The following is a 14,633-nucleotide window of genomic DNA, read 5'->3' on the forward strand; positions in this document are numbered from 1 at the left end:
GTGGGTACTGCAAGTGAGTCTACCGCGTTGCAAGACGTGTTCCGTCCCGCGTGGAGCGTTGCAGCGTGGTATGATTCCCAATCTTTTGACACGTCAACTTTTGCTGCATCAAAAATGGCTGTCCATACCGCCGCCCACCATTCGAGTGGGCAAGTTTTACCATTCCGCGAATCCCTGCTGGCCATGCTCGGCATCTCTTTCGTCACGATGCTGGTCGCGCTCGACCAGACCGTGGTCGGCACCGCGCTGCCCACCATCGTGTCCGAGCTCCGGGGCTTCGAGCTGTACGCGTGGGTCGCCACCTCGTATCTGCTGAGCTCGGTGATCACCGTGCCGATCTTCGGCCGGCTCGGCGATTACTACGGGCGCAAGCCGTTCGTGATCGCATCGATCGTCGTGTTTACCGGCGCATCGGTGCTGTGCGGCGCGGCCAACGACATGCTGTTTCTCGTGCTCGCGCGCGGCTTGCAGGGCATTGGCGGCGGCATGCTGGTCGGCACCGCGTTCGCGTGCATTCCCGATCTGTTCCCCGATTCCGTCGTGCGGTTGCGCTGGCAGGTGTTGATGAGCTCGGCGTTCGGCATTGCCAATGCAGTCGGGCCGTCGCTCGGCGGTTTTCTGACGCAGTACTACGGCTGGCGTTCGGTGTTCTACGTGAATCTGCCGGTAGGCCTCCTGTCGCTGTTTTTCGTCTGGCGTTTCCTGCCGCATCTGCGGCACGTCGAGCATGAAGGCAAGATGCGGCTCGACTGGCCCGGCGCGCTGTTGATCGCGGTCGCGCTCGGTTCGCTGCAACTGTTCGTCGAGTTGTTGCCGAAGCATGGCATCACGCTGAGCGCGTTCGCGCTGCTCGGGCTGAGCGTCGTGTCGGCCATCGCGCTGTGGAAGTGGGAAAAGCGTTGCCCTACCGCGATTCTGCCCGTCGACATGTTCCGCAACCGTAGTCTTGCCGCGCTGTTCACACTGGCCGTGCTCGGCGGCTTCACGATGTTCTCGCTGCTGTTCTACGCACCGCTGCTGTTCCAGGGCGGCTTCGGCATGTCGCCGAAAGAGGCGGGCCTCGTGATCACGCCGCTCGTCGTGTTCATCACGATCGGCAGCATCACGAACGGGCGCGTCGTGTCGCGGATCAAGAATCCGAACCTGATGCTGTACATCGGCTTTGCGATGGTCGCGCTGTCATGCCTTGGCATCGTCGTCGCGACCCGTTCGATGCAGCAATGGGTGCTGATGTCGTTTATGGTCGTCGGCGGCCTCGGGCTCGGTTTCGTGATGCCGAACCTGACGATCTTCGCGCAGCAGACCGCGGGCCGCGAACACCTCGGCATCGCGACCGCGCTGCTGCAGTCGCTGCGGATGATCGGCGGCATGATCGGCACCGCGCTGACCGGCACGCTCGTGACTCATATGTACACGAGCGGCGTGCGCAGTGCGCTCGAAGGCGCGGGCGCGTCGCACTGGTTCGGCGATTTGGGCGATCCCCAGATCCTGATCAACCGCGATGCGCAGACTACGCTCGTCAACCAGCTGACGCACGCGGGCCACAACGGCGCGATGCTGCTCGAAAGCGCGCGCGAGTCGCTGGTCGGCGCGATTCATCTGGGTCTCGCGATGGCCGCGCTGATCGCCGTCGTGTCGGTGTGGCAAAGCCGCCGCGTGCCGCCGGTCAAGCTGCAGCGCAAGCTCGAGCCGGTGATTCACGCAGACTGATTTTTTGACTTGGTGTTGGACAGGCAGATTATGGAAGAACAGGACCGCGTCGCCGTCATGCAGCAATTTGGCCGCACGTATCGGGCATTCATGTCGGCATTCGAGACCCAGGTGGGTCATCCGCTGCCACGCTGGCGCATTCTGCTCGCGCTGCACGAGCAGGCCGGCGAGTCGTCGCAGAAGCGGCTCGTCGAGCGGCTACGCGTCGATCCGGGCGCGCTGACGCGGCAGTTGAAGGCGCTCGAAAGCCTGGGCTGGATCGCCCGCAGCATGGATGCGCGCGATAACCGCGTGACCAACGTGCGCCTGACTGAAGCAGGTCGCGACGCGACCGAAGCGAGCCTGCCGCGTCGCCAGGCGTTCTTGCACGACACGATGGCAGGGTTGCCGGATGAGGCGCTCGCGGCGTTGTCGAGCGCGCTGAAAATGCTGGAGACGCGCATCGGCGAAGTGGCGGCCAATGCGAGCGCAGCGGCCGGCGCCGCCGCGGCAGCCCAGGAGGCCGCCGGCGACGAGGCGGCCCAACGCGTGTGATCTTTTCTCCGCTTGCGACGACAAAAAGGCTGTGCGCCCTTGGGCTCACAGCCTTTTTTCTATCGTCGGAAAGCCCGCGCTTCAGCGCGGCGCAATCCACTCCAATCCAATCAGAAAAACGTCTCGATCACTTCCTTCACGCGATACTGCGGATCGAGGACCAGCACCTGCTTCCACTTGTCGAACGTCAGGCACGGATGCGAGATGTCGAACGCGATCATGTCACCCACTTTCAGATCGGCGCCGGCGGGAATGCGCAGATACGCGTGCTGATCCATCAGACCGAAGATTTCCCAGCCTTCGCTCGCGGCGATGTCGCGCGGCGCCTCGTTGCCCGGACGATAGTGGCGCGCCGGCTCCGGCATGCCCGCGTCGAACGCGGAGTCGCGTTTGCCGAGGCCGATGATCGCGCGATCCGGCTCGGGAATCGACTGCACGTACGCCCACAATTGCAGCGCCGGCAGCAAGCCTTCGCCCATTTTCTTCGCGACCGGATTGCGCTTGAAGATGTCGGTCTGCGCCTTGCGATAGATGCCGACGTCATGCGTCAGGTAGCAGCCGGGCCGCAGCACGACCTCGACCTTGCCGGTTTGCGTCGCCTGTGCGAACTCTTCCGCGACCACGTCGTACCACGCCGATCCTGCGCCCGATAACACCGCCGGCGAACGCGCGAAACGTCCTTGCTCGACTAGCTCGCGCGTAACTGCAACCGCACCTTGCAGGAACGCGCGCACTTCGGCTTCTTCCTTCAGCACGCCTTCGTACAGTTCGACGCCCGCGAGCTTCAGCACGTCCGGATAGCGCGCGATCGCGTCCAGCACCGCGTTGCGCTGCGCTTCATCGCGCACGCCGGTGCGCCCGCCCGGCACGCCGAGTTCGAGCAGCACCTGCAGCGGCTTCTTCACCGAGGTGAAGAATTCGCCGAGTTGCTCGACACCTTCGGCCGAATCGACGAGGCAGAAGAATTCGAAATCCGGATCGCTGAGCAATTCGGCGATCATCATCATGTTGTGGCGGCCGACCAGCTGATTCGCCATCAGGACGCGCGACACACCGCCGTGATACGCCGCCCGCACCTGATGAGCGGTGGCGAGCGTGATGCCCCACGCGCCGGTTTCGAGCTGACGGCGAAACAGTTGCGGCGCCATCGTGGTCTTACCGTGCGGCGCGAGCTTGACGCCGTATTCGGCGACGAACGCCTGCATCCACTTCAGGTTGTGCTCGACGCGATCCTCGTACAGCACGGCGGCCGGCAGGCTGACGTCCTCGGCGAGCAGGTTCCACTCGAGGCGCGCGGCGTCCTTCAGCTGGACGCTCGTGCCCGGAACCATGCCCAAGCCCTTGCTATAAGGATCAATCGTCGCGCCCTGATAGTTTGTAACTTTCATGTCTCCGTGCTCCATCGTCCGGTTAAATTGAATCAGATTTGACTTTACCATGTTACCGAAAGTACGATGTCCGGAGAAATGTTATTTAGTACCACGGGTTTCGAAGGCCGCCGGAAAGGGCCGCGAAAGCCGTGCCGCGAACCCCGCCGCCCGCCATGAACAGTAGCGCCGAACCGCTCGCTTTCGACATCGTCGCGCGCATCGCCGAATGTGCGCCGGAATTGCGCTCGGCCGAACGCAAGGTCGCCGCGCTGATCCTCGACGATCTGACCGGCGCGTCGCGCGCGAGCATCGGCGCGCTCGCGCAGCAGGCCGAGGTCAGCATCGCGACCGTCACGCGCTTCGCGAAGGCGGTTGGCTGCCGCGACGTGCGCGAGCTGAAGCTGCGGCTCGCGCAGGCGGCCGCGGTCGGTCAGCGTTTTCTCGAGCGCGACGCAGCAAGTGACGCACCCGAGCCGATCGCCACGCGCGTCTTCGACGAACTGCAAACCGCGCTCGCGCACAATCATCAACTGCTGCGTCAGGCGCCGCTCGCCGAAGCGGCGGCCGCGCTGCGCAATGCGCGCATGATCTACGTGTTCGGCATGGGCGGCGGCTCGACCGCGCTCGCCGACGAAATGCGTTTCAGGCTCGTGCGCCTCGGCCGCCCGGTCGCGACCTATCAGGACGGACTGTTGCAGCGCATGGTGGCGAGCACGGTGTCGCGCGACTGCGTGGTGATCGCGCTGTCCACCACGGGACGCGTGCCCGAGATGCTCGAGAACTGCAAGATCGCGCGCAGCTACGGCGCGACCGTGGTCGCGGTGACCGCGCCCACATCGCCACTGGCGAAGCTCGCCGACTGGCTGATCCCGATCGTCGCGTTCGAAACCGACTTCATTTACAAGCCGTCCTCGTCCCGTTACGCGATGATGATGGCGCTCGATGTGCTCGTCACCGAACTTGCCGTCAGCCAGGGCGACGAGAGCCGCGAATTGCTGCGCCGCATGAAGCACGCGCTCGACGCGCACCGCGGCGGCGGCGATCGACAACCGTTAGGAGATTGATCCATGCATTCGCATCCCGAAGCCGCCGACACGCTGATCGTCGGCGCGCAACTGTATGACGGCACGGGCGCCCCGCCTGTAGAGCGCGATGTGGCGATCCGCGACGGGCGCATCGCCGCGATCGGCAATCTGTCGAACTGGCTCGCCGAAGAGGTGATCGAGGCCGAGGGGCGCGCGCTCGCGCCGGGCTTCATCGACGTGCACACGCACGACGACACGCACGTGATCCGCTCGCCGCAGATGCTGCCGAAGATCACCCAGGGCGTGACGACGGTGATCGTCGGCAATTGCGGCATCAGCGCATCGCCGGTGTCGCTGAAGGGCGATCCGCCCGATCCGATGAACCTGCTCGGCGAGCGCGATGCGTTCCAGTACCCGACCTTCGCCGACTACGTGAGCGCGGTGAACGCCGCGCGGCCGGCGGTGAACGTCGGCGCGCTGATCGGCCACACGGCATTGCGCAATAACCAGATGGACCGGCTCGATCGCGCCGCGACTGCCGAGGAAATCGAGCGCATGTGCGCGCAGCTCGACGAAGCGCTCGCGCACGGCGCGCTGGGCTTGAGCTCGGGGCTCGCGTACGGTTCGGCGTTCGCCGCGCCGACCGAGGAAGTGATGGCGCTCGCCGAGCCGCTCGCCGCCGCGGGCGCGCTCTATACGACCCACATGCGCACCGAGTTCGACGCAATTCTCGACGCGATGGACGAGGCTTACCGCGTCGGCCGGCATGCGCGCGTGCCGGTCGTGATCTCGCATCTGAAGTGCGCGGGACCGGCGAACTGGGGGCGCAGCGTCGAAGTGCTGAAGTCGCTCGAAGGCGCGCGCGGCGGGCAGCCGGTCGGTTGCGACTGCTATCCGTACAACCGCAGTTCGTCGACGCTCGATCTGAAGCAGGTGACGGGCGACATCGACATCACGATCACGTGGTCCGAGCCGCATCCCGAGATGGCGGGCAAGCTGATCAAGGAAGTCGCCGCCGAATGGGGCGTCTCGCAGCAGGAAGCGGGCAAGCGCCTGCAGCCGGCAGGCGCGGTCTATCACAACATGTCCGAAGACGACGTGCGGCGCATCCTGTCGCATCCGGCGACAATGGTCGGCTCGGACGGCCTGCCGAACGATCCGCTGCCGCATCCGCGGCTGTGGGGCGCGTTTCCGCGCGTGCTCGGCCACTATGCGCGCGATGCCGCGCTGCTGCCGCTCGAGGAAGCGGTGCGCAAGATGACGAGCCTGTCCGCGCGTCGCTTCGGACTCGCGCAACGCGGCGAAGTGCATATCGGCTATCACGCCGACCTCGTGCTGTTCGATCCGTCGAAAGTGCTCGACCTGGCGACGTTCGACAAGCCGCAGCAGCCCGCTGCCGGCATCGACGCGGTGTGGGTCAACGGCGTGCTGTCGTATCGCGACGGCGCGGTGACGGGCGAGAGGGCTGGCCGGTTCGTCACGCGCGGCGCACCGTCGAAGGGCGATGCGCAGGGCGCGTTCTGATTTTTATCGATTGATGGCGGCACGCGCGGCGAGGGCGCCGCGCACGTGCCCGACTTTTTAAGGAGTGTGACGATGAAGCGATATGGCGTGGAAGGCGGAAAGGGAACGGGCGGTCAGGTGATGCCGTTCGCGCGCGCGGTCGAAGCGGATGGCTGGCTGTTCGTGTCGGGCCAGACGCCGATGGAAAACGGCGAAGTGATCAACGGCGGCATCGTCGAGCAGTCGCACAAGGCGATCCAGAACGTGTTCGCGATCCTGAAGGAAGCGGGCTACGGCGCCGAGCACGTCGTGCGTTGCGGCGTGTGGCTCGACGATCCGCGCGACTTCGCGTCGTTCAATAAGGTGTTTCGCGAGTATTTTGGCGAGAATCCGCCGGCGCGCGCGTGCGTGGTGTCGTCGATGGTGATCGACTGCAAGGTCGAGGTGGATTGCGTCGCTTACAAGAAGCCGGCGGCCTGAGCGCTTTGACGGCTTCGATGTGACGAGGGCGCCGCAGGCTGTGATGGCCTGCGGCGCCCTCGTTGCGTCGGTGCTTTACCGTCACTGCCGCGCGAGCCGCATGTTGTCCGGCATCGGCAGGTTGTAGTTGGTGCGGAACGGGTTGATGTCGAGCCCGCCGCGGCGCGTGTAGCGCGCATAGACCGCGAGCTTCAGCGGTTTGCACATCTTCATGATGTCGACGAAGATCCGCTCGACGCATTGCTCGTGAAAGCCGGTGTGATTGCGGTACGAGATGATGTAGCGCAGCAGGCCCGCGTGATCGATTTGTGGCCCGGCATAGTGGATCTGCACGCTGCCCCAGTCCGGCTGTCCGGTCACCGGGCAGTTCGACTTCAGCAGGTTCGAGAACAGCGTTTCCTCGACCGGCGCTTCGTTGTGCGCCGCGCTCAAAAGCGACGCGTCCGGCTGATAGATGCTCGCCTCGAGTTCGAGCCGATCGAGCGACAGGCCGTCGAATTCTTCCATTTTCAGCTTGCCGAATTCGTGCGGCGTGTACAGATGCACCGACACCGTCGCGCCGCACGACGCGGACACGTCGCGCTTGATCGTGTCGCGCACGCTCTCGGCCGATTCGAAGGCGGTCTGCGCGAACGAGCCGAGATACAGCTTGAACGACTTGGATTCGACGATGTTCGGCGAATCGGCCGGCACGAAGAACGTCGCGACCGCGATCTGCGGTTTGCCGCGTGTATTCAGCCACGACAGCTCGTAGGCGTTCCAGATATCGGTGCCGAAAAACGGCAGTCGCGCGGTAATGCCGATCGCCTCGCGCGCATTGCTGCGCGCAATCGGAAACAGCAGCGTCGGATCGTATTGTTCGGTGTAAGTCGAGGACTTACCGAGCGGGGATTGTTCGGGTGTCATGATGCGTTCACGATGCCACTCAGCACGTGCCCGGTCGCCGTTACGACGCGGGCCGATTCGCAGTGGCCGATCTGGTCGTCGAAGAAAAAGTCGGGCTCGAACTCGCGCAAAAATGCACTCTTGTCGAGGCCGCCGAGGAACATCGCTTCGTCGATTTCGATGTTCCACGCCATCAGGGTGCGGATCGCGCGCTCATGCGCGGGGGCCGAGCGTGCTGTTACCAGTGCCGTGCGAATGCGCATCGGCGCGGCCGCGTCCGCCAGTTTTTGCAGCCGGTGCAGCGCTTCGAGCAGCGGCTTGAGCGGACCGTCCGCGAGCGGCAGATGCTTGTTGTCGATCTCGTGACCGACGAACGCGCGCAGGCCGTCTTTCTGGAAGATGCGTTCCGCTTCGTCGGAAAACAAGACCGCGTCGCCGTCGAACGCAATGCGGATTTCGTCCGGATACTTGCTCGCCATTTTCGCCGATTCCGGCAACACGCGTGCGGCAGGGAAGCCAGCGGCGAGCGCATCGCGCACGTCCTGCTGATTCGCCGACAGAAACAGCGCCGCGTTCAGCGGCTTCAGATAACCGAACGGCGCGCGGCCGCGCGTGAACACCCCGCGCTCGATCGCGAGTCCGTGTTCGCGGCACGAATGAAACGCGCGCAGGCCGCTGATCGGATCGCTGCGCGACAGGATCACCACTTCGACGCGATGACCGACGGCGTTCAGCGCAAGCAATTTGCGGATCAGCGGAAACGCGACGCCCGGTTTCGCGGGCACGTTCAGGCGCTCGCGCTGCAACGCTTCGTAAGCCTTCAGGTCGCCGGCCTCGTAGACGCGGTTCTCTTCCTCGAAGTCGAACAGCGCGCGCGACGAGATTGCGACCACCAGTTTGTCGACAAGCGAAAGCGCCATCGGTGAGTTCCGGTCCGAAGAGATCAGGCGAGGAAGAGGCGGTAGACCGGATTTTTCGTTTCTTCCCAGCACGGATAGCCGAGCGTTTCGATGAAGCGCTCGAACGCCGCGTGGTCGCTTTCGGGCACCTGAATGCCGACCAGAATCGAACTGTAGTCCGCACCCTGGTTGCGATAGTGGAACAGGCTGATGTTCCAGTTCGGCGCCATCGACGACAGGAATTTCATCAGCGCGCCCGGACGCTCGGGAAACTCGAAGCGGAACAGACGTTCATCGCGCGCGAGCGGCGAGCGGCCGCCGACCATGTAGCGGATGTGCTGCTTCGACAGTTCGTCGAAGGTCAGATCGACGGTCGCGAAGCCGTGCGCTTCGAATGCGCCGGCGATCTGCGCCGGTTCGCTGCGGTTGCGGATCTGCACGCCGACGAAGATATGCGCCGAGTTCGCGTCGGCGATCCGGTAGTTGAATTCGGTGACGCTGCGCGTGCCGACCAGTTCGCAGAAGCGCCTGAAGCTGCCGCGCTCTTCGGGGATCGTCACCGCGAAAACCGCCTCGCGGGCTTCGCCCACTTCGGCGCGTTCGGCGACGAAGCGCATGCGGTCGAAGTTCATGTTCGCGCCCGACGTGATCGCGATCAGCGTCTGGTTCTCGATGCCTTCCCGTTCGGCGTACTGCTTCGCGCCCGCCACCGCGAGCGAGCCCGCCGGTTCGAGCACGCTGCGCGTGTCCTGGAACACGTCCTTGATCGCCGCGCACAGCGCATCGGTGTTCACGAGCAGCACTTCATCGAGATATTCGCTGCACAGGCGGAAGGTTTCCTCGCCGACGAGCTTCACCGCGGTGCCGTCGGAGAACAGGCCCACTTCGTTCAGCGTCACGCGCTCGCCCGCCTTCAGCGACGCTGCCATCGCGCACGAATCATCGGTCTGCACGCCGATCACCTTGATCTCCGGGCGCACCGACTTCACGTATGCGGCGACACCAGCCGCGAGACCGCCGCCGCCGATCGGCACGAAGATCGCGTGAATCGGCCCCTGGTGCTGGCTGAGGATTTCCATCGCGACGGTGCCCTGGCCGGCGATCACGTACGGATCATCGAACGGATGCACGAAGGTCAGGCCGCGCTCCTCCTGCAGCTTGACCGCGTGACCGTAGGCATCGCTATACGATTCGCCGAACTGCACGACCTCGACGGTCGGCCCGCCATGCGTGCGGATCGCGTCGACCTTGACCTGCGGGGTTGTCACCGGCACGACGATGATCGCCTTCACGCCCATGCGTGCGGCCGACAACGCGACGCCCTGCGCATGATTGCCCGCCGACGCGGTGATCACGCCGCGACTGAGCGCTTCGGCCGGAATATGCGCCATCTTGTTGTACGCGCCGCGCAGCTTGAACGAGAACACCGGCTGGTTGTCCTCGCGCTTCAGATAAACCGGATTGCGCAGCCGTGCCGACAGGTTCGGCGCGCGTTCGAGTTCGGTCTCGCGCGCCACGTCGTAGACGCGCGCGGTCAGGGTCTTTTTCAGGTAGTCGTGGGAAGCCATGCGGGTCGCGCGGTGCGCTGTGTGAGACGGGAAAACGTCAATGATAGCGCCAACGGTGCCTGCTCTGGCCGTTCCGCGCACGGCGGAGAAGGGTGGCACGCCACTGGCTGGGCCGTTTCGGCACCGTTGAGCGAAGTTTGCCAAACCGTCCGGCCGGTCAATGGGGTCGCATTCGAAACGCTACGGGATTCGCCGCCAAATCCCCCGAAGCGCCGTAACCGCCCAGGTTCCTGCCGTCAACGCGTGGCGGGATGATGCGGTAGAATTCCATTTTGGAATAAGGATCGGAAGATGCACTGGCAGCCTCGGATCGCCCATTTGATGCCCGTTCCGCGCGAATCCTGCCCCGCGGCGGAGCGGCATGTCCGCCACGCGCGATCGTGTAGCTGTCCCTGAGTGCCGCGAAGCGACCGCTGTGAGTTGGCCGCCGGTCGTGTTCGCTCCCCTGGAAGCCCTAGAAGATTTCAAGCATTGCGCCCCACGCGCATTGTCGGCCGACGCCTCGTGACGAGCGCGCCAGGCCGACCTACCGAGTCGTCCAAACATGAACGCACCTCAAGTTTTCGATCCGCACGGCGCCGCCGCTGCGGTGGCCGCCGATCCCGAAGCGCGTCTGCGCGAAATTCCCTACAACTACACGTCGTTCTCCGACCGCGAAATCGTCATCCGCCTGCTCGGCAACGACGCTTGGGACGCGCTCGCCGAACTTCGCGCCGAACGCCGCACAGGCCGCTCGGCGCGCATGCTGTATGAAGTGCTCGGCGATATCTGGGTCGTGCGCCGCAATCCGTATCTCCAGGATGACCTGCTCGACAACCCGAAGCGCCGCGCGCTGCTGATCGAAGCGCTCAATCACCGCCTCGCCGAAATCGAGAAGCGCCGCCGCGCCGATTTGCGCGAACATGGCGACGAAGCCGGCGTCGATCGCGCCGCGCGCGTCGAAAAGCTGGTGCAGGCCGCGCGCCGCGCTATCGACCAATTCGCCGGCGAATTCCAGCAGACCTACGACCTGCGCCGCCGCACCACCCGCGTGCTCGGCAAGGTCACGCAAAAGGACAACATCAAGTTCGACGGCCTGTCGCGCGTCTCGCACGTGACCGACGCGACCGACTGGCGCGTCGAATACCCATTCGTCGTGCTGACGCCGGACTCGGAAGCCGAAATCGCCGGCATGATCAAGGCGTGCTTCGAACTCGGCCTGACCGTGATTCCGCGCGGCGGCGGCACCGGCTACACGGGCGGCGCGGTGCCGCTCACGCCGTTCTCGGCCGTCATCAACACCGAAAAGCTCGAACAGCTCGGCCCGGTCGAAATGACCCAGCTGCCGGGCGTCGATCGCAAGGTCGCGACGATCTTCTCGGGTGCGGGCGTCGTCACGCGCCGCGTGACCGAAGCGGCCGAGCAGGCCGGCTTCGTGTTCGCGGTCGACCCGACCTCGCTCGACGCGTCCTGCGTCGGCGGCAACGTCGCGATGAACGCGGGCGGCAAGAAGGCAGTGCTGTGGGGCACGGCGCTCGATAACCTCGCGTGGTGGCGCATGGTCGACCCGGAAGGGAACTGGCTCGAAGTCACGCGTCTCGAGCACAACATGGGCAAGATCCACGACATCGAAGTCGCGCGTTTCGAGCTCAAGTGGTTCGACGGCAACTACGCGCCGGGCGAGAAACTGCTGCGCACTGAGGCGCTCGATATCAAGGGCCGCGTGTTCCGCAAAGAAGGCCTCGGCAAGGACGTCACCGATAAATTCCTCGCCGGTCTGCCGGGCGTGCAGAAGGAAGGCTGCGACGGCCTCATCACGTCCGCGCGCTGGGTGCTCCACAAGATGCCCGCGCATACGCGCACCGTCTGTCTCGAGTTCTTCGGCCAGGCGCGCGAGGCGATTCCGAGCATCGTCGAAATCAAGGACTACCTGTTCGAGACGTCGCGCCAGGGCGGCGCGATTCTCGCGGGCCTCGAGCATCTCGACGAGCGCTATCTGCGCGCGGTCGGCTATGCGACCAAGAGCAAGCGCAACGCGTTTCCGAAGATGGTGCTGATCGGCGACATCGTCGGCAACGATGCGGACGCGGTCGCGCAGGCCACCTCGGAGGTCGTGCGAATGGCCAACGGCAAGAGCGGCGAAGGTTTCGTCGCGGTCAGCGCCGAGGCCCGCAAGCGCTTCTGGCTCGACCGCAGCCGCACCGCCGCGATCGCGAAGCACACCAACGCGTTCAAGATCAACGAAGACGTCGTGATTCCGCTCGATCGCATGGGCGAGTACACGGACGGCATCGAGCGCATCAACATCGAGCTGTCGCTGAAGAACAAGCTGCAACTGGTCGACGCGCTCGAAGCGTTCTTCAAGGGCGGCAAGCTGCCGCTCGGCAAGAGCGACGACGCGAACGAAATCCCGAGCGCCGAGCTGCTCGAAGACCGCGTGCAGCAGGCGCTCGATCTGCTCGCGCGCGTGCGCGCGCGCTGGGAGTTCGTGCGCGACAAGCTCGATCTGTCGCTGCGCGAGGCGCAGCACTATCTGGTCGGCCTCGGCTATGAATCGCTCGCGGAGAAGTTTGCCGATCGCGTCGACGCGCAACCGGAAGCAACCGTATTCCACCTCGCCCAAGACCGCACGATCCGCGTGTCGTGGAAGCAGGAACTCCGTGCCGAATTGCGGCAGATTTTCAATGGCGGCGAGTTCAAGCCGATCCTCGACGAAGCCCAGGCGATCCACAAGCAGGTGCTGCGCGGCCGCGTGTTCGTCGCGCTGCACATGCACGCGGGCGACGGCAACGTGCACACCAACATCCCGGTCAACTCCGACAACTACGAGATGCTGCAGGACGCGCATACGGCGGTCGCGCGCATCATGAAGCTCGCGCGTTCGCTCGACGGCGTGATCTCCGGCGAGCACGGCATCGGCATCACGAAGCTCGAATTCCTGACCGACGACGAGATCGGCGAATTCCGCAAGTACAAGCAGCGCGTCGATCCGCATGGCCGCTTCAACGCGGGCAAGCTGCTCGAAGGCGCGGACCTGCGCAACGCGTACACGCCGAGCTTCGGGCTGATGGGCTACGAATCGCTGATCATGCAGCAGTCCGATATCGGCGCGATTTCCGAGTCGATCAAGGACTGTCTGCGCTGCGGCAAGTGCAAGCCGGTCTGCGCGACGCACGTGCCGCGCGCGAACCTGTTGTACAGCCCGCGCAACAAGATTCTCGCCACCTCCCTGCTGGTCGAGGCATTCCTGTACGAAGAGCAGACGCGCCGCGGCGTGTCGATCAAGCACTGGGACGAGTTCAACGACGTCGCCGATCACTGCACCGTCTGCCACAAGTGCGTGACGCCGTGCCCTGTGAAGATCGACTTCGGCGACGTGACGATGAACATGCGCAACCTGTTGCGCAAGATGGGCAAGAAGAAGTTCAACCCGGGCAACGCCGCGGGCATGTTCTTCCTGAACGCGACCAACCCGCAGACCATCAACCTCGCGCGCACCGCGATGATGGGCGTCGGCTACAAGGCGCAGCGCCTCGGCAACGACCTGTTGAAGAAGTTCGCGAAGAAGCAGACCGCGCATCCGCCCGCCACGGTCGGCAAGCCGGTGGTCACGCAGCAGGTGATCCACTTCATGAACAAGAAGATGCCGGGCAACCTGCCGAAGAAGACCGCGCGTGCGTTGCTCGATATCGAAGACAACAAGATCGTCCCGATCATCCGCAATCCGAAGACGACCACCACCGACACCGAAGCGGTGTTCTACTTCCCGGGTTGCGGCTCGGAGCGGCTGTTCTCGCAGGTCGGTCTCGCGACCCAGGCGATGCTGTGGGAAGCGGGCGTGCAGACCGTGCTGCCGCCGGGCTACCTGTGCTGCGGGTATCCGCAGCGCGGCTCGGGCCAGTACGACAAGGCCGAGCAGATCGTCACCGACAACCGTGTGCTGTTCCACCGCGTCGCCAATACGCTGAACTATCTCGACATCAAGACGGTGGTGGTGTCGTGCGGCACGTGTTACGACCAGCTCGCCGGTTACGAATTCGAAAAGATCTTCCCGGGTTGCCGGATCATCGACATCCACGAGTACCTGCTGGAAAAAGGCATCAAGCTCGATGGCGTGAACGGCGTGCGCTACATGTACCACGACCCGTGCCATTCGCCGATCAAGACGATGGACCCGGTCAAGCTCGTCAACCAGCTGATGGGTTCGGAGCAGGACGGCTACAAGATCGAGAAGAACGACCGCTGCTGCGGCGAATCGGGCACGCTCGCGGTCACGCGTCCCGACATCTCGACCCAGGTGCGCTTCCGCAAGGAAGAGGAAATCCGCAAGGGCGCGGCGAAGCTGCGCGGCATTCCCCTTGTGGCCGAAGCGGGCGCGAACGCGATCAATCCGGCCAATGCATCGGCCGGTGCCGCGGGTGCGACCAACGGTTCCGTGCTGAAAGCCGGCGACGGTCCGCAGCCGGGTAACGGCAATGCGGGTTCGACCGACGTCAAGATCCTCACGAGCTGCCCGTCGTGCCTGCAAGGGCTGTCGCGCTACAACGAAGACGCGGGTACCGAGGCGGATTACATCGTGGTCGAGATGGCACGTCACGTGCTCGGCGAAAACTGGATGGCGGACTACGTACAGCGGGCGAACAATGGCGGAATCGAGCGCGTGCTGGTTTAATGGCACGA

General features: G+C 64.6%; 10 protein-coding genes. 6 read left to right on the top strand and 4 right to left on the bottom strand.

Going from position 1 to position 14,633, the window contains the following annotated elements:
* The first annotated feature begins 114 nt into the window (after positions 1 to 114).
* On the top strand, positions 115 to 1,710 hold the full coding sequence (locus AB3X96_RS02940) for an MFS transporter (RefSeq protein ID WP_368588513.1): 1,596 nt from the start codon (positions 115 to 117) through the stop codon (positions 1,708 to 1,710).
* A 30-nt stretch (positions 1,711 to 1,740) separates the two neighbouring features.
* Entirely contained in the window at positions 1,741 to 2,244 is a 504-nt protein-coding gene (locus tag AB3X96_RS02945; protein ID WP_368588514.1) for a MarR family winged helix-turn-helix transcriptional regulator, read from the top strand.
* A gap of 110 nt (positions 2,245 to 2,354) precedes the next feature.
* Here the strand turns inward: AB3X96_RS02945 and AB3X96_RS02950 are convergent, their stop codons facing one another.
* Positions 2,355 to 3,632, bottom strand: coding sequence for an amino acid deaminase (locus tag AB3X96_RS02950; protein ID WP_176125032.1), 1,278 nt, complete (start codon positions 3,630 to 3,632; stop codon positions 2,355 to 2,357).
* A 155-nt stretch (positions 3,633 to 3,787) separates the two neighbouring features.
* On the opposite strand from AB3X96_RS02950, the gene AB3X96_RS02955 reads away from it, so the two are divergent.
* The 3 genes from AB3X96_RS02955 to AB3X96_RS02965 all read left to right on the top strand — a co-directional run bounded on the left by AB3X96_RS02955 (position 3,788) and on the right by AB3X96_RS02965 (position 6,622).
* Positions 3,788 to 4,678 carry a MurR/RpiR family transcriptional regulator gene (locus AB3X96_RS02955; RefSeq protein WP_176368403.1) on the top strand — a complete coding sequence of 297 codons (891 nt, stop codon included), beginning with the start codon at positions 3,788 to 3,790 and terminating at the stop codon, positions 4,676 to 4,678.
* Positions 4,679 to 4,681: 3 nt separating this feature from the next.
* A complete protein-coding gene (locus AB3X96_RS02960) occupies positions 4,682 to 6,163 on the top strand; it encodes an amidohydrolase family protein (RefSeq protein WP_368588515.1) in 1,482 nt (493 codons plus the stop codon).
* 72 nt (positions 6,164 to 6,235) lie between these two features.
* Positions 6,236 to 6,622 carry a RidA family protein gene (locus tag AB3X96_RS02965; RefSeq protein ID WP_008923846.1) on the top strand — a complete coding sequence of 129 codons (387 nt, stop codon included), beginning with the start codon at positions 6,236 to 6,238 and terminating at the stop codon, positions 6,620 to 6,622.
* Between the two features lie 81 nt (positions 6,623 to 6,703).
* Here AB3X96_RS02965 and queF read toward each other — a convergent pair whose 3' ends face one another.
* From queF to ilvA, 3 genes are read right to left on the bottom strand one after another with little or no spacing between them, the layout of a single operon-like run.
* The gene (gene queF / locus AB3X96_RS02970; protein ID WP_368588516.1) at positions 6,704 to 7,528 is read right to left on the bottom strand and encodes an NADPH-dependent 7-cyano-7-deazaguanine reductase QueF; all 825 of its coding nucleotides are present in this window, start codon (positions 7,526 to 7,528) and stop codon (positions 6,704 to 6,706) included.
* A complete protein-coding gene (locus tag AB3X96_RS02975; protein ID WP_368588517.1) occupies positions 7,525 to 8,427 on the bottom strand; it encodes a 5'-nucleotidase in 903 nt (300 codons plus the stop codon). Before AB3X96_RS02975 ends, queF begins: the two co-directional genes overlap by 4 nt.
* A gap of 23 nt (positions 8,428 to 8,450) precedes the next feature.
* Positions 8,451 to 10,016 carry a threonine ammonia-lyase, biosynthetic gene (gene ilvA, locus AB3X96_RS02980; RefSeq protein WP_368588667.1) on the bottom strand — a complete coding sequence of 522 codons (1,566 nt, stop codon included), beginning with the start codon at positions 10,014 to 10,016 and terminating at the stop codon, positions 8,451 to 8,453.
* A 502-nt stretch (positions 10,017 to 10,518) separates the two neighbouring features.
* On the opposite strand from ilvA, the gene AB3X96_RS02985 reads away from it, so the two are divergent.
* Complete coding sequence (locus tag AB3X96_RS02985; RefSeq protein ID WP_368588518.1) at positions 10,519 to 14,625, top strand: DUF3683 domain-containing protein; 4,107 nt, start codon at positions 10,519 to 10,521, stop codon at positions 14,623 to 14,625.
* Positions 14,626 to 14,633 lie beyond the last annotated feature (8 nt).

Origin of the sequence: Paraburkholderia sp. BR13439, assembly GCF_040948805.1 — a bacterium.
Lineage (GTDB): Bacteria > Pseudomonadota > Gammaproteobacteria > Burkholderiales > Burkholderiaceae > Paraburkholderia > Paraburkholderia youngii.